We start from the raw sequence: 25,260 nt of genomic DNA, 5'->3' as shown, positions 1-25,260 counted from the left end.
AGGTCCCGTGGACCACATATATCCCGTGGACCACATACATGCGTGGGCCCATCGGTGTACCTGGCCCACCGATATGCACTGGCCACCGACGTGCGCGGCCGGCACCGGCTCACAGGCCGGTCGCCGGCGTGATCGCGCTGGACCTGCTCGGCGCGGCCTGGGCTTCTTCGGCAACGAGGTGCCGCAGGTGATCGGCGCGGTCATCCAGGCGGCGGATTCGGGATCTGCGCCCGGCTGGTCGGGCGCAGGCCCGAGGGGCCGCTGTCCTGCCCCGTCGGGGCCGGATGCTGCGGGGCCGGATGCCTCGGGCGTCACTTCCGAGTTGCTTGACTGAGAGGAAAGCAACTCGGATACTTGAAGCATCGTCAAGTAACTGAGGAGCGATCATGAGTGCCGACCCGCTTCCCGACCCGGACGGCGCCCGGGCCGCCCTCGAGGAGGCCGCTGAGGCTCGCCGGTCGGCGGTCGACAGCACCCGCCGGCCGGCCTGGATCGACGCGGTCCTGGCGCTCACGATGGCGGTGACGATCCCGCTGGCGCTGCTCGGTCCGTGGGTCGGCGCCCTCGTCGTGCTGGTGGTCGGGTCCGCCATCACCCTGCTGGCCGAGCGGCGGTTCACCCGACGCCGGGGGAGGATCCTCGATGCCCGGGCGCTGGGGGCGCGGACGCTGCCGTACGCCCTGGTCTACCTTGCGATCGTCGTCCTGATGCAGTTCCCGGCCCCGGCGGCCTGGCAGCCCTGGTACGCGCTCGGGGTCGGACTGTTCGCCGCGATCGCGGTGTTCGTCGGGATGCGGTGGGAGGAGCGCTACCAGGCCCGCCGGATCGCCGCGGGCGACTACCACCGCTATGACCTGCTGTGAATGGGGTGCGTGGTGTCCTGGTGCACCCCAGGGCTGTCGTGAACCGGGTGTCGTCGTGAACCGGGGTCGGCGATGAGCTGGGGGCCCGTCGTCGCCCGGTTCGACGACCTCATCCATGTGCCGACCCGGCTGCGGATCACCGCCGCCCTGGCGGCGACCACCGAGCTGGAGTTCGGTGCCCTGGAGGCGTCACTGGGGATCTCCACCTCGCTGCTGTCCAAGCACCTTCGGCTCCTCGCCGATGCTCGGTATGTCGTCCTGGAGAAGCGCCCGCAGCCCTTCGGGCGGCCGCGGACCTGGATCCGGCTCACGCCCGGGGGCCGTACGGCCTATCTCGGGCATGTGGCGGCACTCCGGGAGCTGCTGGAGGTCAGTCCAGGATCCGGCGGAGGAGATCGGTGACCCGCCCGAGCAGGTCGTCGCGGATGTCGCGGACGACCTCGATCGGTTGGCCATCGGGGTCGCGGACGTCCCAGTCTTCGTAGAGCTTGCCGGGGTAGTAGGGACAGGTGTCCCCGCAGCCCATGGTGATCACGACGTCGGCCGCCTTTACCACTGAATCAGTGAGCGGCTTGGGGTATGCGACGTTGAGCGCGATGCCGCGCTCAGCCAGGACCTCCACCGCCAGCCGGTTGATCTCGTCGATCGGTTGCGATCCGGCGGACCGGACGTGGACCCGGCGGGCGGAGAGTTGTTCTGCGATGGCCGCGGCCATCTGGGAGCGCCCGGCGTTGTGGACGCAGATGAACAGGATCTCGGGCACCTTCTTGGCGACCCGGCCCTCGGCCTGCGCGGCGGCCATCAGCTGTTCGCGGGCCTGTCGGGCGACGAGGACAGGCAGATAGGTCTGGACCTTCGCGGTGGGCTCGAGGAGGGCGGTGGCGTCATCCACGGCCCGGGTGACCTGTTCGGGGGTGAACATGCCGGTATAGGCGTAGCTGAGGTCGTCGATGATCTGGGTGGTGATGTGTGGGTCCATGGTCCTCTCCTCGTTCAGGCCAGAGCTGGCTCGGTGGCGCCGGCGGGCTCCGGTGCCCGCCGGTCGGTGAGGGTCATCAAGAATCGTTCGGCGTCCAGCGCGGCGGAGCAGCCCGTTCCGGCCGCGGTGACCGCCTGGCGGTAGGTGTGGTCCACCAGATCCCCAGCAGCGAACACTCCCGGGAGGTTGGTGGCGGTCGATCCTGGTCGGGTGATGACATAGCCGACCGGATCGGTCTCGACCTGGCCGCGAACCAGTGCGGAGCGGGGGTCGTGGCCGATGGCCTCGAACACGCCTTCGACCGGCAGTTCGCTGATGTCTCCGGTGGCGGTGTCCTTCAAGACAAGTGCCTCGACCGCGGTGTCGTCGTCGGTGACCAGTTCGGCGCCGAACTTCTCGGCCTGGGAGCGCAGATTGTCCATCAGGTCGGGGCCCAGGATGGCGTCGGGGAAGCCGGGGAAGTTCTCGACCTCGGTAGTGTTCATCAGCGCGCCGCCGGCGTCCAGGGCGCCCTCGAACACGAGCGGTGCCAGCCCGGCGCGCGCGGTGTAGATGGCGGCGGTGTAGCCAGTCGGCCCGGAGCCGATGATGATGACCTCGCGGACCCGCCCGTCCTCGCCGGGTCCCTCGGACAGGTTCCGGGGCGCTCCTGCCGTCGGCACCGTCGCCTCCGTGGAGACGGTGACCAGGGAGGTGCGGAGGGCGCGGAGGGGAAGGACTGGGTTCACCGTGCGGCCTCGGCGGGGGTGGGCTGGACCTCGACGCCCAGGTCGGTCAGCAGCTCGGTGACCCGTCGGCGGATCTCGTCGCGGATCGGGCGGACGGCGTCGATGCCGTGGCCGGCGGGGTCGTCGAGGACCCAGTCCTCGTAGCGCTTGCCCGGGTAGTAGGGGCAGGTGTCGCCGCAGCCCATGGTGATCACTATGTCGGAGGCCTGGACAGCCTCGGGGGTGAGGATCTTCGGCTTCTCGGCGGAGATGTCGATGCCCTGTTCGAGCAGTGCGTCGCGGACAGCGGGGTTGATCGAGTCAGCCGGGACGGATCCGGCGGAACGGACCTCCACCCTGCCACCGGAGAGGTGGTGGGCGTACGCCGCGCCCATCTGGGAGCGGCCGGCGTTGTGTACGCAGACGAACATGACGGACGGCTGGTGGTCGGGCTGGTGGCCGGGCTGGCTGGGGGCGGACATGGGGCGCCTTTCGTCGAGTGGGGCGGGGCCGAGGGGGAGGAATTCAGCGGGTGGGCAGGGTCGGGTCGTGTGGGAAGAGTCGAGGGGCGAGCCACAGGGCGACGTAGACCAGGCCGACCAGCACGGGGACCTCGATCAGCGGGCCGACCACGCCGGCCAGCGCCTGGCCGGAGGTGACGCCGAAGGTGCCGATGGCCACCGCGATGGCGAGCTCGAAGTTGTTCCCTGCGCCGGTGAAGGCCACCGTGGCCGAGTGGGCGTAGTCCAGCCCGGCGGCCCGCGACAACAGCAGGCCACCGAGCCACATGATCGCGAAGTAGGCGACCAGCGGGAGCGCGATCCGGGCGACGTCCCAGGGCCGGTCGGTGATCTGTTCACCCTGCAGGGCGAACAGCAGCACGATGGTGAACAGCAGCCCGTAGAGGGCCAGCGGGCCGATCCGAGGCAGGAATCGCCGCTCGTACCAGTCGCGGCCCTTCGCCCGTTCGCCGAGCAGCCGCGTCAGGAATCCGGCGACCAGGGGGACGCCGAGGAAGACCAGCACCGAGAGGGAGATCGCCCAGAAGGAGAAGTCCGCCGAGGTGGTCGGCAGACCCAGCCAGCCGGGCAGCACCTGGAGGTAGAACCAGCCGAGGGTCGAGAAGGCGATCACCTGGAAGACGGAGTTGACCGCCACCAGGACGGCCGCGGTCTCGCGGTCACCGCAGGCGAGGTCGTTCCAGATCAACACCATGGCGATGCACCGGGCCAGGCCGACGATGATCAGGCCGGTACGGTACTCGGGCAGGTCGGGCAGCAGCAGCCAGGCGAGGGCGAACATCACCGCCGGCCCGATGATCCAGTTCAGCACCAGCGACAGGCCCATCAGTCGGCGGTCGGCGGCGACCCGGCGGGTCTCGTCATAGCGGACCTTGGCCAGCACTGGGTACATCATCACCAGTAGGCCGATGGCGATCGGCAGCGAGACCGAGCCGATCTTGACCGCGTCCAAGGCCGACGACAACCCGGGGACGTACCGTCCGAGCGCCAGTCCCAGTGCCATCGCGGCGAGGATCCAGGCCGGCAGGAAGCGGTCGAGCAGGCCCAGCTGTCCGGCCACCGACGAGTGAGGGGTCGGCCTCTCGGGGGCGGCGGTCTGCGACACGGGAGCCTCTCTTCATATCGATGATCTTCAATGAGAGCTTGGCCTGGTTATCGACATTTGTCAATATGGCGGATGGGGGTCAGGGGTAGGCTGAAGAAATGAGGCAGGTTGAACTGGACAGGATCCCCCTCGTCGAGTCCGACGAGGTCTGCATCGAGGGGTCGTCGACACTCATGCCCCCCGAGCGGGCCGCGGAGCTGGCTGAGATGTTCAAGGCCCTCTCGGATCCGACGCGGGTGCGCCTCCTGGCGCACATCCGTTCGTCCGAACATGGCACAGCCTGCGCATGCCATCTCCCGGAAACCTTGGGGATCAGTCAACCCACCCTGTCGCACCACCTGAAGAAGCTGGTGGACGCCGGGCTGATCGTCCGCGAGCAGCGCGGACGCTGGGCACACTACACCGCCGTCGCTGACGCTCTCGATGTCGCGCGGGGCTTTCTCGGGGAGCCGATCGCCGCCAGCACTTCGTGCTGCTGATGTCGTATTGACGTTGATCAATGCAAGTGGTTAACTCCTCGCATCGACAGTTTTCGATGCGAGGAGTCTTTCGTGGTTGCGTTGAAGGTCTTCGAAGGGCCGTTGTGCTGCAACACCGGGGTCTGCGGTCCGGATCCGGAACAGGCGCTGGTTGACTTCACCGCCGATGCCCGTTGGCTCGCCGGTCAGGGCATCAACGTCACTCGTGCCAATCTCGCCCAGGACCCCGCGGCGTTCGCCGCGGACGCCGCCGCCCGCACGTTCGTCCAACTGGCCGGAGCCGACGCCCTACCTCTCGTCCTGGTGGACGGCACCACCGTCCTCACCGGCCGCTACCCCTCACGGGCCGAACTGGCACGCTTCACCGGCCTGACCACACCCGAGTCTGCACCCGCGGCGGCGACCGACTCGTCCTGCTGCGGCGCTGAGGATCAGCCATCGGGATGCTGCAGCTCCGCACCGCAGGTCCTGCAGATCTCCGCCCCGGTCCGATCCTGCTGCTGAGGCGCGCCGTGAAGTACCTCGACGCCCTTCCCCGCTACATCTTCTTCACCGGCAAGGGTGGGGTCGGCAAGACCAGCGTCGCCTGCGCGACCGCCGTCGACCTGATCGACCAGGGACGTCGGGTGCTGCTCGTCTCGACCGACCCGGCCTCCAACGTCGGCCACGTCTTCGGCCAGAGGATCGGCAACCAGATCATGCCCATCGTCGCAGCTCCCGGCCTGGATGCCCTCGAGATCGAGCCCGAACAGGCCGCCGCCGACTACCGCGAGCGTACCCTCGCCCCGGTGCGCGGCTTCCTGTCGGCGGTCGACCTGGCCTCGGTCACCGAACAGCTCTCCGGTGCCTGCACCACCGAGATCGCCTCGTTCAACGAGTTCACCGGTCTGCTCGCCGACACCGACCAGACCCTCGCCTACGACCACATCATTTTCGACACCGCCCCGACCGGCCACACCATCCGACTGCTCCAACTGCCGGGGGAATGGACCCGGTTCATCGACGATGGCAAAGGTGACACCTCCTGCCTCGGCCCGATGGCCGGCCTGGAGAAGTCCCGCACGACATACGGGCGCGCCCTGGCCGCCCTCGCCGATCCGGCCCGGACCCGGCTGGTCCTGGTGGCGCGCGCCCAGCCAGGCGCGCTGACCGAGGCGGCGCGTACGGTCGACGAACTCGTCGACGCCGGCGTCAGCGCCACCCACCTGGTCGTCAACGCCATCCTTCCGACCGATCCCGACCATGATCCCCTCGCCGATGCCATCTGCGATCGGGAAACCGCCGCCCTGGCGGCGCTGCCGCCCCAGCTCGCCGACCTGACCATCGACCTCCTCCCGCTGCGCGGCACCGACATGGTCGGCGTGCCGGCCCTGCGGGGTCTCCTCCGCGAGGAGAGCGCCGCCGTGCCCCTCCCGCCAGCAGACGACTGGAGCGCAGCCGACCCGGTGCTGCCCGGCCTTGACTCCCTGGTCGGTGCCCTGGCGGAGCAGGACCACGGGCTGGTCATGTGTATGGGGAAGGGCGGCGTCGGCAAGACGACCGTCGCCACCGCGATCGCGCGCAGGCTCGTCGCCCGGGGCAAGGACGTTCATCTGACTACCACGGACCCGGCCGCCCATCTCGACCTCTCCCTGGCGCATGAGGGCATGCGGGTGTCCAGCATCAACCCCGAACAGGCCGTCGCCGACTACCGGTCCCACGTCATGGCCACCAAGGGCGCCACTCTCGACGACGACGGGCGTGCGCAACTCGCCGAGGACCTCAGGTCGCCATGCACCGAGGAGATCGCGGTCTTCCAGGCCTTCTCCCAGGCGGTCCTCGACGCACGTCGACGCTTCGTGATCATGGACACCGCCCCGACCGGTCACACCCTGCTCCTGCTGGACGCCACCGGCTCCTACCACCACGACGTCGCCCGCAACATGACGCCGGGCACCCGCTTCACGACACCGATGATGCGCCTCCAGGACCCCGGCTACACCAAGGTCATCATCGTCACGCTGGCCGAGACCACCCCCGTCCTCGAAGCCGAACAACTCCAGGCCGACCTCGAACGCGCTGGCATCCATCCGTGGGCCTGGGTGGTCAATCAGACCCTCACCGGCAACCCGACCACCGACCCCCTCCTTCGCAGGAGGCAGGCTGCCGAACGCGGCCCGCTCGACAGGGTCGGCCGAGCGAGGGCCCGCTCCGTCCAGGTCCCCCTGACTGCCGGCGACCCGGCCACGTCCGGGGCCGCGATCCACAGCGCCATCGCCTGACATTTCGACCAAGACGTTCGTTCCGACCGACCCCCTGTTCCCGAGAGGATCCCTTCGTGCCCCACCTGATCGCCGTCGGCGGCTCCGACGCCGGCATCTCCGCCGCGCTGCGGGCGCGTGAACTCGGCCCTGGCACCGAGGTCACCGTGGTGGTCGCCGACCACTACCCCAACTACTCCATCTGCGGCATCCCCTATTTCTTCTCCGGCGACGTCCGGCCCTGGCAGTCCCTGGCTCACCGCACCGTGGCCGACCTGGAGGCCGCCGGCATACGACTGCGGCTGGACACCCGGGCGGAATCCATCGACGTGGCGGGACGTCGGCTGACCGTCCGGGACCCGGGCGGCGTCACCGAGGAGGTAGCGTACGACGAACTGGTTGTCGCCACCGGAGCGCTGCCGTCCCGCGCCGGCATCGACGGCCTGGACCGGCTCGGCCCGGACGATGGGGTCCATGTGCTGCACTCGATGGGCGACACCTTCGCCCTCGCCCGACAGCTCGACGAGCGCGCCCCGCGCACCGCGATCATCGTCGGCGCCGGGTACGTCGGGCTGGAGATGGCCGAGGCGTTCACCGCCCGGGGCGTCCGGGTCACGCAACTCCAGCGCGGCCCCGAGGTGCTGTCCACTCTCGACCCGGAGCTCGGCTCGCTCGTCCACACCGAGCTTGCGACCCGCGGCGTCGAGGTGGTCGTCGACACGACAGTGACGGCGATCGAGCGGTCCGAAGCCGGGCTGCGGGTGTCCGGGCTACACCGGGGCGTGCCGTTCAGCCGGTCGGCGGATCTGGTCCTGGTGGTGGTCGGCGTACGCCCCAACACGGCCCTGCTTGCCACCGCCGGAGCCACCCTCGGGGCGGGCGGTGCGGTGGTCGTCGACGAGCGGATGCGCACCGGGCTGCCGCACGTCCACTCGGCAGGGGACGGGACGGTCACCCACCACCGGCTGCTCGGCGTCAGCTACCTCCCGCTGGGCACCACGGCGCACAAGCAGGGACGTGTCGCCGGGGAGAACGCTGTCGGCGGTGACGCCCGGTTCGCCGGGTCGGTCGGCACCCAGGTGGTGAAGGTGTTCGACCTCGTCGCGGCGCGGACCGGGCTGCGGGACCGGGAGGCCGCTCGGGCCGGGTTCGCGCCGGTCACTGTCGCGGCCGCGGCCGACGACCACAAGCGGTACTTCCCCGGGGCGCACCCGATCGCCTTCCGGATCACCGGCGACGAGCGGGACGGCCGGCTGCTGGGGGCCCAACTGGTCGGCCGGCTCGGCACCGAGGTGGCCAAGCGCGTCGACACGTACGCCACGGCGCTCTACGCCGGCCTGACGGTCGACCAGATCTCGGAGCTCGACCTCAGCTACACCCCGCCCCTGGGGTCGCCGTGGGATGCCGTGCAGGTGGCGGCCCAGGCCTGGACACCGGCCGGCTCCTAGCGACGCTCAGCGGCCGGCGTGGGATCGAGGAGCTGGCGGATTGCTTCCAGCCCGTCGGGGTCCACCCAGTACCAGGTCTGCCGGCCGTCCCGTTCCCGCTGCACGAAGCCGGCCCTGAGGAGCGCTCCCAGATGATGCGTCACGGTCGGCTGGGTCAGGCCCAGTGCCTCTGCCAGGGTTCCCGTGGTGGCGCGGCCGCCCGGCGCCGAGCGGATCAGGCTCAACAACCGTAGCCGGGCCGGGTCGGCCAACACCTTCAGCGCCCCCGCCAGGACCAGCGCCTCCGCCGGCCGCAGCTCACCCTGCAGGACCGGCGAGCAACACAGGTCGCCCACCAGAGGCCGCAGCGGCACCTCGCGCGAACTTATAGACATATGTCTATAGTATCGTCGCCACGGGCCGGCCGGTTTGACCGCGGCTCCAGGCGTCGGGCCGCGGCCGGGCGGCGTCGGCGGGCGTCGGGTGGCGTGCCGGGCTCACCAGGTGGCGTCGCCGCGGATCACCACGTCCGAGCCGCCGTCCACGAAGACGATCTGCCCGCACAGGTGACTGTTCTCCGCCGAGATCAACCAGGTGAGCAGGCGTGCCGGCACCTCCGGCTCCATCGGGCCGTTCAGCGGCATCGGGACCTGCTGGAGCAGGGCGTCGATCGCCTCCTGGGTCGCCATCAGGTCCCTGGTCATCGGGGTGACGACGATCCCGGGCGCGATCCCGTTGAGCGGGATCCCGGCGCCGGCCCACTCCGGGGTGGCCGCGTGGCGCCGGATCCACTTCGCCAGCGCCTGCTTCGTGGTGCCGTAGATCAGCGCCCCGAGCTGGGTGTCCGCCGCCAGCTCCTCGCCCCGGGCGAGGGCCGCCGGCTCGTCCCCGGCCAGCAGGGCGTCGAGCAGCGCGGTGTCCGGTGCGTACAGGGAGGCCATCGAACAGGTCACAGCCGCCCGCGGTGCGGCCGAGTCGGCCAGCAACGGCCGCAGTCCCTCGAGGGTGGCGACGGTGCCGAAGAAGTTCACCGCCACGGTCTTCGGGATGGGCAGGGCGAGCCCGGCGTTCGCCACGATCGCGTCGATGGTGCCGCCGGACAGCTCCCGCACCCCGTCGACCAGGGCCGCACGCCCCGCCGCCGTGGTCAGGTCCACAGTGACATCAGCGTCATGCAGGTCGACGCCGATGACGCGCTCACCTCGCTCGGTGAGGATCTCCGCCAGGGTCTTGCCGATACCGGATGCCGCCCCGGTCACCACGATGGTTCGCATGATCCGCCTCCTCGGGCACAGCCAGCCCGTGGAGGGCCGGTCCCGTACGGAGCGGGGGATGCTCCCGTCATCGTGGCCGGCGACGGGGCTGACCCCTTCATTCTACGGAGCCGGTCGGTGGCCCGCGGGGTGTTCGGCGGAGCCGGATCGTACGTCCCTCCGGCTCTGCGGGCTGGTGGTCCGCGGCGCCCGTGATCCGCCCTCCACCTTGTTAGATGAATCTCTCTAATAGACCTAGACTGGCTCCATGACAGTGCCTGTACGGGTACCGCAGCGGGTGGCCCGCCGCCGCGCCGACATCCTCCGGACGGCCCGCCGGCTGTTCGCGGCGGAGGGTGTCGGTCCGGTCACGCCGGGCCGGATCGCGAAGGAGGCGGGGATCAGCCCGGGTAACCTCTACTACTGGTTCGGCTCCAAGGCCGAGATCGTGCGCGAACTGTTCGCGCAGTGGATCGCCGACTCGGGGCTGCCCGGTGAGCTCGTCGAAGACCCGGCGCCCGCTCCGGCGCACACGCTGGCGCTGCTGTGGGGCCGGATACCGGCCCAGCACCGGATCAACGACGACTACGCCTTCTTCCAGCGCGAACTGCTGCCGCTGCTCAACGCCGATCCCGTGCTCGCCGAGGAGTACCGGCGCAACCACGCGGCGCGGGTCGACCGATTCGTCGAACTCACCGAGCAGGTCATCGCCGCCGGCCTGCTGCATGCGCCCCGGCACCCGGCCTCCGTCCGGGAGCTGGTCGATGTGCTGTGGCTGGTCGCCGAGACCGCGGGGCCGTTCGCCCGGGCCACCGGCGACGGCGACCTCGATGCCACCCGGCTGGCCCGAGCCGTGATCGGCCCGCTGCTGACCGACGCCGGCCGGGCGGCCCTTGCCCTGGATCCCGCGCCCCGATCGTCACCGACCTGGGAGGACCCGGGGCGGGACGATCCGACCCCGGGCGACCGGCTCCGGTGTCCCACCCGAAGCGAACCGACCGGAGGACCTCATGTCGTCCCATCCTGATACTCCGCCTGCCCATCGTTCGTCCACCGAGCCCCCGTCCACTGGGCACCTGGCGACTGGGCACCTGGCGACTGGGCACCCGGCGACCGAGCCCCGGAACGGTGGTCCCGGTGACGAGCCCGCCGGGTCCGCCTCGACCCCCACGGCCTCGGAGCCCTCCACCTCGGCAGCCGGTGGATCGACGGGTGCTGGATCTCCCGGCCGGGTCTCACGGCGGGCCGTGCTCAAGGGCCTCGGGATCGGCGGGGGCGCGATCGTGCTGGTCGGTGCCACCGGGATCGGCGTACGCGGAGCGACGAACGGCGTGTGGGCGCAGGGCCAGGGGGCACCGTACGAGCTGTGGTCGAGCTGGCAGGACCTGCCTGGCGCGGCGGCGATCGTGGCTGCCGGGGTGCTCGCGGCCAACCCGCACAACCTGCAGCCGTGGTCCTTCACCCTCCACGAAACGACCGGCGGCACGGCCACGATCGACCTCGTCGACGATCCTGCCCGAGCGACGCCGACCTGCGACCCCGACGGGCGGGAGCGCGCGGCAGGCCTCGGCTGCGCCGTCCAGAACATGGTGATCGCGGCCCGGGCCCGCGGACTCGAGGCCACCGTCGACGCCTGGCCCGTCGGCGTCCCGACCGGCGGCCGCGGCGCCGACGCCACCGCCGGGGCCGCAACCACCGGCCACGCCGCCCGGTTGCGCCTCACCCCGGGCGCTGCCCCGACCGACCTCGAGCGCGCCCTCGCCGCGGTGATCTCCGCCCGGCACACGAACCGCGGCCCGTACGCGGACCGCCCGGTCGACGCCGCGACCCTCGACGCGCTGACCCTGGAGGCCCCCGAGGGTGCGACGGTGCACTGGGTGACCGCACCGTCGCGGCTGACGGCGCTCGGCGCCCTCTACGTCGAGGCGACCCAGGCGATCGTCGACGACGAGCCGATGTCGGTGGAGGCCTTCTCCTGGTTCCGCAACGACCGCTCGGCCATCGACACGCACCGCGACGGGCTGACCCTGGACTGCCAGGGGCTGGACGGCTTCACCCTGGCGATGGCCAAGATCCTGCCTGCACAGTCCCGCAGCGCCGGCGACCGGTTCTGGGTGAACTCCACCCGCGACGTGCACACCGCCACCGCCGCCGCGTACGGCATCATCCGGGTCGCCGACACCACCGACCCGGTGGCGAGGCTGGCCGCCGGGCGGCTCCTGCAGCACGTCCACCTCGCGGCGACGGCAGCCGGGCTGGGCCTGCACCACATGAACCAGATCACCGAACGGATCGCCCGCGATGCCACCACCGGCCGGCCTGATGTGTTCTCCGCCCGGTGGGCCGACGCCATCGGCATCCCGGCCAGCGAGGGACTGCTCTCCTTCCGTCTCGGCCACCCCATCCGTACTGCCAACCCGAGCCCGCGCCGGCCGCTGGACGCGGTGCTCCGGACCGGGTGACCAACGTGCTGGGACCGGCGTACGGCTCGCCGGCCGGGGCCGCCGTGTTCGCGCACTCCTCAGACGATCACCGGCGCCCACAGGAAGCCGAGCGCCACCGTCACGGTGATGGCCACCGTGCCAGGGACGACGAACGGATGGTTGAGCACCCACCGGCCGATCCGGGTGGAACCGGTGTCATCCATCTCGATGGCGGCGACGGTCGTCGGGTAGTTCGGGAACAGGTAGTAGTTGGAGACGGCGGGCCAGCAGGCCAGCATCGCGGGAGCGGTCATCCCGATCTGGACCGCGGCCGGCATCAGTGCGACCGTCGCTGCGGCGTGGGAGAACAGCAGCGGGGCGACGAAGTAGAGGATGACCGCGAGAAGCCAGGGGGCGTCCAGCATGAACTGGCCGGCGAAGGACTCGATCTCCGTCATGTGGCCGGTGAGGAAGGTGTTGCCCAGCCAGGCCACACCCAGAATGCAGACGGCGGCGGTCATGCCGGCACGGAAGGTCGACTGGTTCGTCAGATCGGAGGCCGGCTTCCTCGAAACGAGGACGATCACGCCTGCTGCCAGCAGCATGATCGTCATGATCGCCGCGGTGCTGTTCATCGGCGGGTTCTTCACCACCCCCAGTGACGGGGAGATCAGCGCCGAGAAGGCGACCGCGAGGACGATCGCGGAGAGGAAGATCCACAGCGAGGCAACGGCGCGGGGTGCCGGCTGGTAGGCGGTCCCGGTGTCCGCCACTGCGGTCTTGACCAGGCCGGCGGCCTTGCGCTGCTGGTAGACGGGGTCGTCCTCGAGCTCACACCCCTGGTGGGAGGCGATGAAGGTCCCGACCAGGCAGCCGATGGCCGTGGTCGGGATCGAGACGGCGAGCACCTGGAGGTAGCCCACGCCCGCCGGTTCGAGAATGCCCACCATCGCCACGGTGGCCGCGGAGACCGGCGAGGCGACGATGGCCACCTGGGAGGCGACGACCGACATCGACAGGGGACGGGACGGCCGGATCTTCTTCTCCTTGGCGACCTCGATGATCACCGGCAGCACCGAGTAGACCGTGTGACCGGTCCCGCAGAGCATGGTGAGCACGTACGCCACCAGCGGGCCCAGGTAGTTGATCTGCTTCGGGTGTCGGCGCAGGAGGACCTCGGTGAGATGGACCAGGTGGTCCATCCCGCCAGCCACCTGCAGGGCCGAGACGGCGCAGATCACCGGCATGATGATGCCGATGACGGACCAGGGTATGCCGTCGACAGGGTCGACCTGCAGTCCCGTGGCCGCCAGGGCGATGACGCCGGCGCCACCGGCGAGGCCGATCCCGATGCCTTTCATCCGTGCCCCGATGACGATGAACAGCAGGACGATGGCGAGATGTAGCCAGATCATGGGGTCCTCTTTGTCTCCAGTCGTGATTCCTCGCGCCGGGACGTGACGTCGTAGGGAGGCGCCCGTCCCCGGTGCGGACGTCGGGGTGGTGATGTCCCGGCCCCCTCTGCCCGTCCATCAGTCTGGGAGGCGCGTACCGGTCGGATCGGGTTGTGTTCATTGAGTTCACGGCGTCCGCGCACCGCCCGGGAAGCGGCTGGACAATGTGTCCATGGCGGCGTCGCGACGATCCCTGGCCTCCGAGTTCCTGCGCCTGCAGCTGATCGGGGCGCTCGTCGTGGTGGCCGGTGCGACAGCCATGCTGGCGTGGTCATCGCGCCAGACCCAGGTGGAGCGTGCGGAGGTCCGGTCCATGAACGTCGCCCGGACCGTGGCACTGGCCCCGATCACCGTGCGCGATCTGCGGGCCGGGGCGCCGTCACCGGAACTCACCCGGTTCGCCAGGTCGACCGGGGAAGCGACGGAGACCGATTTCGTGGTGGTGATGAACACCGACCGGATCCGGTACACCCACCCGGTCGACGACCGTGTCGGGCAGACCTTCGTCGGCGCGGTGGGGGGAGCACCGGAGGGCGCGGACTTCACCGAGTCCTCCGACGGCACCCTCGGCCGCTCGATCCGCACCGTGGTGCCGGTGCGGGACGGGGACCGGGTGATCGGCATGGTCGCCGTCGGAGTCACCGTCGACCGGATCGCAGCGGCACTGCCGCGTCAGCTGCTCGTGCTGGGCGTGCTGGCGGTGACGCTCGCCGGTCTGGGCGGCGCGCAGGCGGTGCTGCTGAATCGACGGCTGGCGCATACCACTCACGGGATGAACGAGGTCGAGCTGGGCCATATGTACGAGTACCACGAGGCTGTGCTGCACGCGGTCCGCGAGGGACTCGTCCTGCTGGACGGCGGGGGCGTCATCACCCTGATCAACGACGAGGGCCGACATCTGCTGGGGCTGCTCGACGACCCCACCGGTCGACCGATCTCCGAGCTGGGACTGCCCGCCTCACTCACCTTTCCTCCCACCCGGGACCATCCCCGGGTCGACCAACTGGCGGTGGTCGGCGCCCGCATCATCGTGATCAATCACCAGCGAGCCGAACTGGCGGGCCGTACGGTCGGCTCGGTCGTCACCATGCGTGACCACACCGAGCTGCAGAGGATCACCGGGGAACTGGCGACCGTACGGGGGCTGGCGGAGACCCTGCGGGCACAGAACCACGAGTCGACCAATCGGCTGCACACCGTGGTGTCCCTGATCGAGCTCGGCAGACCGGAGCGCGCGCTCACCCTCGCCACCCAGGGCATCGAAACGGCGCAACTGGTGGCCGACAGGTTCCGCTCCGCTGATGGAGACGCCGATGGGGACCCGGTGCTGGACGCCCTGCTGCTGGGCAAGGCAGCCCAGGCCGCGGAGCGTGACATCGACCTGGTGGTGGATCCCGACAGCCGGACCGACGGGATCCCGGTGGGCGACGAGGAGATCGTGACAGTGGTCGGCAACCTGCTGGACAACGCCTTCGACGCTGTTGCGACACGTGACCTCCGCCGCGTCGAAGTGCTGATCGAGTCCGACGAGAAGTCCCTGACCATGGAGATCGAGGATTCGGGTCCGGGGATCCCCGAGCAGCTGCAGGACGTCGTGTTCCGCCCGGGCTGGACGACCAAGGACGGTCGGGAAGGCCACGGGCTGGGGCTGTCCCTGGTCCGCGAGGTCGTCGTCCGGCACGGCGGCACCATCACGTGTGGGCGCTCGGAGCTGGGTGGAGCCCGGTTCCTGGTCACGCTGGGGGGAGGATCATGATCGACGTCCTGGTGGTGGACGACGAGCCGATCGTCGCGGAGGCGCATGCGACGTACGTCGACCGTCTGGAGGAGTTCCGGGTGGTGGGGGTCGCCCACTCCTGCCGGGAAGCCGTCCGATGCCTCGCTCATCGCCCGGTGGACCTGGTCCTGCTGGATATCCGTCTCCCCGACGGCAGCGGGGCGGAACTCCTGCGACGGATGCGGGCCGACCATGTGCTGTGCGATGTCGTCGTGGTCACCTCGGTGCGCGACATGCATCTGGTGCGACGGTGCATGAGTCTGGGGGTCGTCGACTACCTGCTGAAGCCGTTCACCTTCGACACCTTCGGGGCGAAACTGCAGCACTACGCCGTCTACCACCGCCGGCTGGCCCACACCGACCACGTGGCGCAGGCCGAGGTGGACCGACTCTTCGCCACCCTGCATCACCGCGACGTCGACGGGTTGCCCGAGGGCGACGTCGACGGGCTGCCCAAGGGGATGGACGACATCACACTCCACCGGATCACCGGCCATCTGCGGACGGCTCCGGACGGCCGATCCGCCCGCGAGGTGGCCGACACCGCTGGGATCTCCCGGGTGACCGCGCGGCGTTATCTCGAGCATCTCAGCGACATCGGGAGCTGTCGGCGGGGCAAACGCTACGGCAGGTCGGGCCGCCCGGAGATCGAGTACACCTGGATCCCCGCTCCGGCCGAGCCGGACCCGCAGAAGGGCCCGGCTGGGGGAGCCGGGCCCTGACCGCACGAAGGCTGCGGGTGCGTTGCGGTCGTTCAGTCGTTGCCGGCGGTCGCCGGAGCAGGATCACCGGGTCGGGTGAAGACCTCCTGGAGATGGTCCTCCAGCTCCTCCAGGGAGCGGCCCGAGGTCTCCGGCATCACCTTGAACAGGACGATGGCCACGATCACATTGAGGACGCCGTAGATCGTGTAGGTCAGCCCGCCGCCCAGGTTGCTCATCATGGCCGGGAAGGTGAAGGTGATCAGCGCGTTCACCACCCACATGCAGAACACCGCGGACCCGTTGGCAATGCCTCGCACCCGGGCGGGGAACATCTCACCGAGCATCGTCCACACCACCGGTCCGTTGGACGACTGGACCACGAGCATGAAGATGCCCATCGCGGCGAGCACCAGCAGCGGCGCGTACATCGGGGGCTTGGTGCCGTCGGCCATGTGCGGCTGGATCAGCACGGTGAACAGGCCGGCGATGGCGAACATGCTCACCGCCACCAGCGAGATGCAGGTGATCAGGATCTGGCGACGACGGAAGCGGAACACCAGCCACAGGCCCAGGGCGGAGCCGAGCACGGACATCACGCCGTTGGCCACCTGCGCGGTGATCGCCGCCGAACTGCCCAGCCCGGCGTACTCGAGGACCTTCGGCGCGTAGTACATCACCGTGTTGACGCCGGTGGTCTGGTTGCAGATCGCGAGCAGCACGCCGACCAGGAACAGCCGGCGGATCCACGGAGTGTTGACGATGTCGCGGAACGTTCCCTTCGGCATCGCCTCGGCGCGCCGCTGGTGGGTGACCATCTCCTCCAGTTCGTCGACGATGTCGCCGTCGCGGTGGTCACGGACCCGCTTCAGCGACCCGATCGCCTCGTAGTAGCGACGCCGGATCATGTACCAGCGGGAGGACTCGGGCATCGTCCGCATGCCGATCCACAGGGCGATCGCCGGGATGGTGCACAGCAGCATCATCAGCCGCCAGGCCGACCCGTTCCCGCCGGTGACGGAGAGGTTGGTGACGAAATGCTCCCAGGCGCCGTGACTCAGGGTGCCGCCGAGCTGGTCCTGCAGACCCGCCACGTTGTCCCACGACTGCATGCCCGGTCGGAGGGTGCCGCTGGGATCATTGGCGATGTCCAGCTGTGGGCCGCCGTAGACGCTGTTGATGATGGCGTTGAAGCTGAAGGCCAGCAGCTGGCCGACCACGATCATCAGCTGGTCGATCGCCACGATGGTGCCGCGGATCCGCTTCGGGGCGGTCTCCGACAGGTAGACCGGGACGGTCGCCGAGGCGCCGCCGACGGCCAGACCCAGCACGAACCGAGCGGGGTACATCACCCACAGGTTCGGGGCCAGTGTGGTTCCCAGTGCGCCGATGACGAAGATCGCGGCCAGCATCAGGATGTTGTGGCGACGTCCGTAGCGATCCGACAGCCGACCGCCGAACAGGGCGCCGAAGGCGGCTCCGATCAGCAGGACGCCGCCGATCAGACCCTCCTCGACGGAGTTCAGGTGCAATCCGTTGGCGGCATAGGGCATGTACATGTACGGAAGTGCCCCGGAGATCACCCCGGTGTCGTAACCGAACAGCAGTGAGCCGAGCGTGGCCACCGCGGCGATGGCGCCGATCGAGCGGTGCTTGCCCGACATCGGTGTCCGGTCGGACAGTTCTTTGAGTTCATCGCGAGTGATGTCGAGGCTGACTTTGGGTATCGTCTGTTGATTGTCCACGAGTGACTCCTTTGTCGATGCCGCGCGGCGGAAGGGCCGGCGGCCGTGGGGAGAGGGAAAAGGCCGTCTGCGGCCTGATGAACGGTTGGAAGGATGCGGTGGTCCGGGGGTTCGTTCGGCGGTCCGGCGGGTTCGGCGGTCCGGACGGTTCAGTTGTCGTAGGTGGTGCCCTCGTCAACCGTGGGGACGTCGTGCCAGGCTCCGTCGGCTGCCGATGCCACCGCAGCCGAGTCGACCTCGGCCGCTGCCCAGCCGTCGGTGGCCGAGGGGGCGAGCTGCCTGCCGGTCAGGTACGAAGTGACAAATTGGTTGGCCTCGACATACTTCAGGTCGTCGAAACCCATCGAGGTGCCGGCACCGGGCTGGAACCGACCGAAGTGGGGGAAGTCGGGACCGGCCATCACCCGGCTGTAGCCGTGCAGCTCGTTGTCCCGGCCCAGGCAGACCTCCAGGTCGTTGAGGTGTTCGAAGTTCCACCGCAGCGACCCGTCGGTGCCGTACGCCTCCACGACGTACTCGGCGCGCGGGCCGACTGCCACCCGGGACGCCTCCAGGGTGCCCACCGTGCCGCCGTCCAGCCGGACCAGCATGGACACGTAGTCCTCGTTCTCGACCGGCCCCAGCTGGTCGGAGACCTCCCAGCCGCCGTGACCGAGCCCGGCCTTGGTCGGGATCGGCCGCTCGGGGATGAACGTGCTCGTCTGGGCCGACACCGCGGTGATCCGTCCGACCAGGTACTGCACCAGATCGGCCCCGTGGCTGAGCAGGTCGCCGATCACGCCCGATCCGGCCTTCTCCCGGCTGTAGCGCCAGGTGAGCGGGCCGTTCGGTGCGGAGGCGTAGTCGGCGATCAGCCAGGCGCGTACGTTGGTGATGCGGCCCAGGCGTCCGGAGCGGATCAGCTCGCGGGCCTTCTCGACCGCCGGGGCGTGGCGGTAGTTGAAGCCGACCGCGGTGATCAGTCCGGCGGCCGCGGCGGCCTTGGCGATGTCACGTGATTGTTCGGCCGAGGTGCCCATGGGCTTCTCGATCCAGAACGGCTTGCCGGCCTCGACAGCGGCCAGGGCGATCTCGTGGTGCAGATAGTTCGGCGAACAGATCGACACGAGATCGACCTCAGGCATCGCCAGCAATTCGCGATAATCCGCGACCGCCTTTCCGAAACCGAGCTGCTCGACGGCGATCTTCCGGGTCTCGGCCACCGGATCACAGGCGGAAATCAACCGAACAGAGGCCTCGGACTCGGGGAAATGCTCGGCCAGACCCTTGTATCCGCGCGTGTGCAGACGCCCCATCCAACCGAGGCTGATCACGCCAATTCCAAGTGTCTTCTTTGACATACGGGTCTCCTGAAAATTCGACGCCACCATTTCGAGGCGCGCAAAATGAGTCTAACCATGTCAGGACAAATGAACAGCGCCTGGCTCGGTCGAAACGTTTGCGAACCGTCTCCGGGACGTGACGGAGCGGCAGCGGCGTCGTCTGCTCAGTCGTGGACGACCGGACCGGTGGTGCTCCGTACGTGCAGCCGGGTGGGGATCACGACCGCTGTCTCCGTCGCCGTATCGGGGGTGTCGGCGTCGGAGAGCGCCGCGTCCAGCAGGTCCAGGGTGGCCTCGGCAAGAAGCTGCGGGTCCTGCGCGATGGTGGTGAGGGGAGTGGACGGGTCGGCGGCGACCGAACAGTCGTCGAAGCCCACCACGCTGACGTCCTGGGGGACGCCGACTCCGTTGCGTTCCAACTCGCGGGTCAGTGCGGCCGCCACCATGTCGTTGAAGCACACCACCGCGGTCGGCAGCGGCCGCGTCGCCAGCAACTGGCGGGCGGCGTCCACCCCGTGCTCCAACGTGGACCCGCCGGAGATGATCCGGACGTGGTCGGCCAGTCCGGTGTCGGCCATGGCGCTCGCGTACGCGTCGGCGCGGCTGCGCCCCAGCGGATAGGCCGGTCCGCCGTCCACATGGACGATCCGGTGGTGCCCCAGCGACACGAGATGGTCGATTGCCTGTCCCAGCCCCATCCGATCGTCCGAGACGACGACGTTCACCCGCGGGGCCTGCACCAGCCTGCCGAGACTCACCGTCGGTAGCCGCTGCCCCACCTCGGACATCTGTTCCTCGGTCAGATCCGACCCGGTCAGGATCATCGCCTGGCAGCGCTCCCGCACCAGTTCGTCCACGCAGGTGTGCTCGTCGTGGTGACGGGTCGCGCCGGCGAGCACCAGTTCGAGCCCACGGCTCCGCGCCGCGACATAGAGCGAGTCGACCAATCCCATCTGGAATACCTGTTCGACCTGACAAACCAACCCGATCAGCCGTGAGTTCTGCCGGCGGAGGCTGGATGCATGGCGGTCGGGACGCCAGCCCAACCGGTCTGCCACCGCCAGGATATTGGCCCGGGTCTCCGGCGCGACGCCGGCGCGACCGGACAGGGCGAGTGAAACCGTCGAGATCGAGGTGTAAGAGGCTTTGGCCACATCGCGAATAGTCACATGCTTGCGATTTTCGCCACTCTGATTCCCGCTCACGCTCGACACCACCTGACGTCGTGCCATCTCCCGGGGTTCCGGGCCGCATCGACGGATCTCTTGCAACAGGGACGCTCAAGAACACTACCAGCGGCGCCGCCGCCGGGCTCCGACGAGCGAGTGTCTCCGCGCCCGAAGGGGTGAGATCCGGGGTGAAATCGTCCGCCTCGGACGGGGGCGGCGGCCGAGCGGCTGGTGGGATGCCGGTCATCGAGCGGTGTGAGTCGACATGCGATGCAGTTCAAAGGAAGACCTCATGAGTCCGTCCAATCATCCGAAGGATGCGATCAGGTGAGCGCGGGCGAAAGTGGTCACCCGGCCGATCCTGCAGCCGGCGGCGGGCTGATCCGGCGGCGCACCCTGGTCGTCGGTACCGCGTGGGCGACGCCGGCGGTCCTGGCGGTGAGCAGTCTGCCGGCGGTGGCGGCCTCGCGTCCGGCGGGTCTCCAGGGCTGGGTCAGTCTCGGCCGTACGTGTGGTACGGGCAAGAACCCCGTCAACACGATTACCATCGACGGTCGCGGCGCCTTCACCGGTGGCGGTGACAACGACCGCGGCCTGTGGGTCTTCATTGACGATCCGAAGGCCGTGATCACCGATGCCACGATGATCTTCTACATCTCCGGCACGGAGCTGACCTTCACTGCTGCGGCCGGCAATTCCGGGTGGTCGGTGCCGGTGAAGGACACCACCGTGCCCCAGATGAACGGCTACGTCGCGTACCGGACCACCTACAGCGGAACCTGGATGTGGAATGCCAGCTACAGGACGTGGGTGGCGGTGGGCCAGCCGCATTTCACGGGGACGTGGACGGGCTCGTGCACCCAGCGGACTCTCTATTTACGCCGTCTTGTGACCGTCAACGGGACCGTCACGGAACTCCTTCGAGGCCCCACTTACTTGTGAGGGAATGTCCTGCTGGCGTCGGTCATTCGCGTCGGCGGCGAGATCAGCCGGTGATTTCAGCAATTCGAGAGAAATGAGGACCAGCCATGTCCGAGCCCGTGAACGGCGATGTCGGGGCGGATCAGGGATCGACATCGACATCGACGCCGGAGCCGACTCCGGAGCCGTCCGGCCCATCGTCCGCGGCTTCAACGGACGCGGGCGATCCGCCCGGATCGGTCTTCTACGCCCAAATCTGATCCTCGGTGGCGGTCCCCGGCCCGGATCCGGGACATCGTCGGGTCCGGATGCCTCCGTCTCGTCAGCACCCTGCCGAGGGCAATGGGGTGAAACCGGGGGTGAAACCCCGCGCCGTGGGCGGGGTCGGTGCTCGGCCCGATGGTGGGATGCCGGTATCGAATGAACCTCCGGGGGGAGTTCTTCGACCACGGGCCAATGCAATGCAGAAACTCTGCAGAGCTCCTGTCGTCCGACAGGAGCCGTTTCCTGTGCCGGACCGATGTTACGAGCCAGCACCGATAGACGGATCAGGGAGAAATGTGGTGTGGAGTCGAGTTGTCAGGGGAAACTCTGTCGTCAGTAGGAGTGGCTTCCGAGGAGGGTCGCCGCTGAGCATCGCGTTGATTCTCGTCGTTGTCGCCGCACTGCTGGCGTCTCTCGGAGGTACCCGGCCGGCATCCGCCGCAACCGTACGCGAGGCGTCGGCCAGGTGGGCCGACGGCACCGCCAGCAGCGTCCACCAGGGGGAGGTCCTGACGTCGGAGTGGCGATTCAACCTCAACAGCGACGCCGCCGCGCCGTCGAACAACGTGGTACAGAACGTCTACGCCACCATCACGGCCACCAACGGCACGTTCAGCCGGTTACCGGATGCGTGCCTGACCACGGGGGTGACGCCGGTCTCGGCCATTTCTGCCGACGGCACCACGATGGTCTGCAACTTCGGTGCCCAGAAAGAGGGCACGGCCCTGGCTGTGCAGATCCCGGTCGTGGCGAACGGCCCGGTGGACTCGAAGGTGAGCCTGTCGGCCGTCTTCGGCGAGGCGACCGCCTCGACCACGCCGATCCCGATCGTCAAGAACCTCGATATCGACTTCAAGCTCAGCGAACCGGACGCCTGGTACCAGGCCACCGGCACGTCGGACTACCAGAAGGTCGAGTTCCCCTGGAGCCTCTACCTCGGCAACGGCAGCCTGACCGGCCCCGACACGCTGACGTACACCATCACGGCGACGGCCACCAACGCGGCGGCTCTGCTGGCCGGCTCCGATAGCTACGGATGCTCCTCCTTCAGCACCACAGGCACCCTGTCGGCCAGTGGTCACCCCTGGTCCGGGAGTGGCCACCCGGCCGACCAGACCGCCAACTTTGTGACCGACTGCCAACTCGCCCGTATCGGAACGACGAACCAGTTCACCCTGACCCTCAACGGCATCAACTGGTCGGTGGTCAATGCCCCGATCAAGGACTCCGCCGGCAATCCCCTGCCCGCAGATGCCAAGGTGGTCGCCAGTGGTGTGATCTTCTTCCAGATCGACCCCGCCACCAACGCATCGACGGCCGGATTGACGGTCCAGGCCAACACCCCCACCTACACCGCGCCCGCCGACCCCACGGCGTCCGTGGTCGACGACGGATCCAACAACACGGCCAGCAAGATCATCACCTTCAACTCCGGTTGGTCCGGCATCTGGGGCCGCGGTAACACCGGCACCTCATCCTGGGACGATCAGCTCCGCGCCTCCCCCGGCGCCACGCTGTCGACGTACGCGGACTCGGTCGTCCTGCGAAGCAGTCACACGGTCAGCCAGTGCACCATCCTCGACACCAAGTACGTCACCGCGACCGGCCCTGCCGTCGTCAGTCCGGTCGGGGGCGCGGCCTCCGACATGGGGCCCTACACGGTGTACTACTACGTGGGGACGACTCCTGCCGCACTCGATCCGACGTCGGCCAGCTACGACCCGAATGCAGTGGCCACCTGCGGTGACCTGCCGGCGGCCGGTTGGACGACGACCCTGCCGGCAGATCTGAGCACCGTCAAAGCGGCGCGCGTCGACTACAACATGCTGGACATGACACGACTGGACCGGGTGGCGCTGAAGGTGCCCGTCCAGATCCACTCCGACGTCGCCATCGGCCAGGACATCTGGGTCTGGCACTCGCGTGCGGTGGACGGCACCTGGAGTCGTTACACCGCCCAGGAGACTCCGACGCCGAACGCCCGCTACCCCTACACGACGCAGTCACGCGACATTCTCCGGGTCATCGCGGCGTCGCCCGCGCTCGCCAAGTCGGTCGACAAGTCGGTCATCCACCTGGGCGACACGGCCACCTTCACCCTCACGTACAGCGCCAACGGCGGCACGTACACCAGCCCGACCGTCCCCGGGTACTCGATCGTCGACAACCTGCCTCTCGGCCTCAGCTACGTGCCCGGATCCTCGACCCCGGCGCCGACGATCACGACGGCGGCGGATGGGCACCAGGTGTTGACCTGGACCTTCGCCACGGTGCCGACGAACACTGCGAACACCCTCACCTACCAGGTCACCACCAACACCACGACAACGGCCGGTGTGGTGATGAAGAACAGTGCGGTCGCCAGCATCGCCACCAACACGAAGGTCGGCAAGGTCAGCTCCCCGCCCGCGTCGGCCACGGTGACGGTGGACACCGCCGGAACGACGGTGATCGGCAAGTCGGCCGACCAGGCACTGATCCCGAACCTGACCGGCAACGGCGTCGGAACGGGGTCGTGGACCGTGTCCCTGCGGGCCGACGATCCGTCCGGCCAGACGTTCACCGATGTCATCGACATCCTGCCCTACAACGGTGACGGTCGCGGGACCAGCTTCTCCGGCAGCTACGCCGTGTCCGACGTGGTCGCCAACGGCGCCACCGTCTACTACACGACGACGGCGCCCGGCGCGCTGTCCGACGATCCCGTGAACGCGTCGAACGGCGCTGCTGGGACTGTCACCGGCAACACGGTGGGCTGGACCACGACGAAGCCCGCCGACCCGTCGATCATCACCGCGATCCGGGTGATCGGTGGAGCGCTGGCACCGACCGAGACCCGCACCTTCCAGGTCTTCATCACCACGAACGGCGCCAAGGGCGGCGACACGTACGTCAACCGCGCCCAAGGGCGGGCCTCGCACACCGAACTGGTGATGCGGACCTCGGCGCCGACGACCGTCTCGCGCTTCTACGCCTACGACCTGAAGAAGTACGTCCAGGACGCGGCGGGGCAGTGGCACGACGCGCAGGACACCAACCCGGTCGACTGGCCCTCGTTCTCCGTCGGCGTGACATCGGTCAACTACAAGATCGTCGTCACCAACACCGGCCAGGGTGACTTGAGCAACATCACCGTCACCGACGCGCTCTTCCCGCAGGGCAACCACACCATCGCCTCGCTGCCGTCGGGACAGAGCAACGAGTACCAGTTCATCGCCGACCTGAGCATGTACGCGGCCGGGACGGTCCGCAATGTGGCGACCGCACACACCCCGCTGCCGTCGGACACCAGCCAGACTCAGCTGCCGGATCCTTCCGACGAGGCGAACGTGACTCTCACCGATCTGCTTGGCCCCATCCATGTCGTCAAGCAGGGCCTGCAGTGTGACGTCGGCCAGCCCACCTGCCCGCTGAACGGCGCCGACTACGTGCTGTACAGCTCTGACCCGTCGGCTGCGGGAGCCCAGCCGATCGCGGGCGGGATCACCCCCGACACGGCCGGCGGTTCGACGTTCACCTCGACCCGGTTGACTCCGGGCACCTACTGGCTGGTCGAAACGAAGGCGCCTGAGGGCTTCACCCTGCTGCCTACGCCGATCCAGTTCACCGTGTCCACCGCCGGGGTCAGCCTCGTCGACTCGGGCTCGGCTGTGGTCACCCTCCAGCAGGGTGACAACTTCACCATCGTCGTCTCCGACGCGCCGGCCTCCCAGCTGCCGAAGGCAGGTGGGGAAGGGCCGTGGCCCAACATCCTGGTCGCCCTGCTGCTGTTCGGCGCCGGCGCCATCGCCCACCACCAGACTTCCGGCCGACGCATCGCCCCCCGGCGTGCCCGCGACTGACCGGAAACCCGGGACTCGCGGCCGCGACCTCCCGATTCACAACCCCCACCCACTCACCCGAGGAGTGA

22 protein-coding genes are annotated in these 25,260 nt (G+C 69.1%); 12 read left to right on the top strand and 10 right to left on the bottom strand.

The window, feature by feature from the left end; translation table 11 throughout:
• Positions 1–386: 386 nt before the first annotated feature.
• Entirely contained in the window at positions 387–863 is a 477-nt protein-coding gene (locus R0145_RS17165) for a hypothetical protein (protein ID WP_317838164.1), read from the top strand.
• A 72-nt stretch (positions 864–935) separates the two neighbouring features.
• A complete protein-coding gene (locus R0145_RS17160) occupies positions 936–1,265 on the top strand; it encodes a transcriptional regulator (protein ID WP_317838163.1) in 330 nt (109 codons plus the stop codon).
• Here the strand turns inward: R0145_RS17160 and R0145_RS17155 are convergent.
• From R0145_RS17155 to arsB, 4 genes are read right to left on the bottom strand one after another with little or no spacing between them, the layout of a single operon-like run.
• Positions 1,234–1,842 (bottom strand): three-helix bundle dimerization domain-containing protein, encoded by a 609-nt coding sequence (locus tag R0145_RS17155; protein WP_317838162.1) that lies wholly within the window; start codon positions 1,840–1,842, stop codon positions 1,234–1,236. The two genes, R0145_RS17160 and R0145_RS17155, sit on opposite strands and share 32 nt — an antisense overlap.
• Before the next feature lie 14 nt (positions 1,843–1,856).
• Positions 1,857–2,570 (bottom strand): FAD-dependent oxidoreductase, encoded by a 714-nt coding sequence (locus R0145_RS17150; protein WP_411742060.1) that lies wholly within the window; start codon positions 2,568–2,570, stop codon positions 1,857–1,859.
• Entirely contained in the window at positions 2,567–3,031 is a 465-nt protein-coding gene (locus R0145_RS17145) for an arsenate reductase ArsC (RefSeq protein WP_317838160.1), read from the bottom strand. The genes R0145_RS17150 and R0145_RS17145 overlap by 4 nt, the downstream gene beginning before the upstream one ends.
• Positions 3,032–3,074: 43 nt before the next feature.
• Positions 3,075–4,175, bottom strand: coding sequence for an ACR3 family arsenite efflux transporter (arsB, locus tag R0145_RS17140; RefSeq protein ID WP_317838159.1), 1,101 nt, complete (start codon positions 4,173–4,175; stop codon positions 3,075–3,077).
• 98 nt (positions 4,176–4,273) lie between these two features.
• Here arsB and R0145_RS17135 point away from each other — a divergent pair, with 98 nt between their 5' ends.
• From R0145_RS17135 to R0145_RS17120, 4 genes are all read left to right on the top strand, one after another.
• A complete protein-coding gene (locus R0145_RS17135; RefSeq protein ID WP_317838158.1) occupies positions 4,274–4,654 on the top strand; it encodes a metalloregulator ArsR/SmtB family transcription factor in 381 nt (126 codons plus the stop codon).
• A 72-nt stretch (positions 4,655–4,726) separates the two neighbouring features.
• Entirely contained in the window at positions 4,727–5,158 is a 432-nt protein-coding gene (arsD, locus tag R0145_RS17130) for an arsenite efflux transporter metallochaperone ArsD (protein ID WP_317838157.1), read from the top strand.
• 8 nt (positions 5,159–5,166) lie between these two features.
• A complete protein-coding gene (gene arsA, locus R0145_RS17125) occupies positions 5,167–6,915 on the top strand; it encodes an arsenical pump-driving ATPase (protein WP_317838156.1) in 1,749 nt (582 codons plus the stop codon).
• 56 nt (positions 6,916–6,971) lie between these two features.
• A complete protein-coding gene (locus R0145_RS17120; RefSeq protein ID WP_317838155.1) occupies positions 6,972–8,342 on the top strand; it encodes an FAD-dependent oxidoreductase in 1,371 nt (456 codons plus the stop codon).
• Here R0145_RS17120 and R0145_RS17115 read toward each other — a convergent pair.
• Positions 8,339–8,716 (bottom strand): metalloregulator ArsR/SmtB family transcription factor, encoded by a 378-nt coding sequence (locus R0145_RS17115; RefSeq protein ID WP_317838154.1) that lies wholly within the window; start codon positions 8,714–8,716, stop codon positions 8,339–8,341. The genes R0145_RS17120 and R0145_RS17115 overlap by 4 nt on opposite strands.
• 102 nt (positions 8,717–8,818) lie before the next feature.
• Positions 8,819–9,595 (bottom strand): SDR family oxidoreductase, encoded by a 777-nt coding sequence (locus R0145_RS17110; RefSeq protein WP_317838153.1) that lies wholly within the window; start codon positions 9,593–9,595, stop codon positions 8,819–8,821.
• Between the two features lie 247 nt (positions 9,596–9,842).
• On the opposite strand from R0145_RS17110, the gene R0145_RS17105 reads away from it, so the two are divergent.
• Both R0145_RS17105 and R0145_RS17100 read left to right on the top strand, forming a co-directional pair.
• Positions 9,843–10,601: a TetR/AcrR family transcriptional regulator gene (locus R0145_RS17105; RefSeq protein ID WP_317838152.1), complete on the top strand. Its 759-nt coding sequence runs from the start codon at positions 9,843–9,845 to the stop codon at positions 10,599–10,601.
• 220 nt (positions 10,602–10,821) lie between these two features.
• Positions 10,822–12,036 (top strand): hypothetical protein, encoded by a 1,215-nt coding sequence (locus tag R0145_RS17100; protein ID WP_317838151.1) that lies wholly within the window; start codon positions 10,822–10,824, stop codon positions 12,034–12,036.
• Positions 12,037–12,095: 59 nt separating this feature from the next.
• Here R0145_RS17100 and R0145_RS17095 read toward each other — a convergent pair whose 3' ends face one another.
• Positions 12,096–13,412, bottom strand: coding sequence for an anaerobic C4-dicarboxylate transporter (locus R0145_RS17095; protein ID WP_317838150.1), 1,317 nt, complete (start codon positions 13,410–13,412; stop codon positions 12,096–12,098).
• 211 nt (positions 13,413–13,623) lie between these two features.
• On the opposite strand from R0145_RS17095, the gene R0145_RS17090 reads away from it, so the two are divergent.
• Positions 13,624–15,207: a sensor histidine kinase gene (locus R0145_RS17090; RefSeq protein ID WP_317838149.1), complete on the top strand. Its 1,584-nt coding sequence runs from the start codon at positions 13,624–13,626 to the stop codon at positions 15,205–15,207.
• Positions 15,204–15,950 carry a response regulator gene (locus R0145_RS17085; RefSeq protein WP_317838148.1) on the top strand — a complete coding sequence of 249 codons (747 nt, stop codon included), beginning with the start codon at positions 15,204–15,206 and terminating at the stop codon, positions 15,948–15,950. The genes R0145_RS17090 and R0145_RS17085 overlap by 4 nt, the downstream gene beginning before the upstream one ends.
• Before the next feature lie 32 nt (positions 15,951–15,982).
• On the opposite strand, the gene R0145_RS17080 is transcribed toward R0145_RS17085, so the two are convergent.
• The 3 genes from R0145_RS17080 to R0145_RS17070 form a co-directional block, all read right to left on the bottom strand.
• Positions 15,983–17,611, bottom strand: coding sequence for an MFS transporter (locus tag R0145_RS17080; RefSeq protein WP_317840269.1), 1,629 nt, complete (start codon positions 17,609–17,611; stop codon positions 15,983–15,985).
• A 212-nt stretch (positions 17,612–17,823) separates the two neighbouring features.
• Positions 17,824–19,014 (bottom strand): Gfo/Idh/MocA family oxidoreductase, encoded by a 1,191-nt coding sequence (locus R0145_RS17075; RefSeq protein ID WP_317838147.1) that lies wholly within the window; start codon positions 19,012–19,014, stop codon positions 17,824–17,826.
• A gap of 146 nt (positions 19,015–19,160) precedes the next feature.
• Positions 19,161–20,201 (bottom strand): LacI family DNA-binding transcriptional regulator, encoded by a 1,041-nt coding sequence (locus R0145_RS17070; protein ID WP_317838146.1) that lies wholly within the window; start codon positions 20,199–20,201, stop codon positions 19,161–19,163.
• Positions 20,202–20,492: 291 nt separating this feature from the next.
• Between R0145_RS17070 and R0145_RS17065 the strand changes: the two genes are divergently transcribed.
• The gene (locus R0145_RS17065; RefSeq protein ID WP_317838145.1) at positions 20,493–21,107 is read left to right on the top strand and encodes a hypothetical protein; all 615 of its coding nucleotides are present in this window, start codon (positions 20,493–20,495) and stop codon (positions 21,105–21,107) included.
• A gap of 542 nt (positions 21,108–21,649) precedes the next feature.
• Positions 21,650–25,192 carry a SpaA isopeptide-forming pilin-related protein gene (locus R0145_RS17060; protein ID WP_317838144.1) on the top strand — a complete coding sequence of 1,181 codons (3,543 nt, stop codon included), beginning with the start codon at positions 21,650–21,652 and terminating at the stop codon, positions 25,190–25,192.
• Positions 25,193–25,260 lie beyond the last annotated feature (68 nt).

The sequence above is a fragment of the Raineyella sp. W15-4 genome, from assembly GCF_033170155.1.
Taxonomy (GTDB): Bacteria; Actinomycetota; Actinomycetes; order Propionibacteriales; family Propionibacteriaceae; genus Raineyella.
This window is presented reverse-complemented; position numbering and strand designations above follow the sequence as displayed.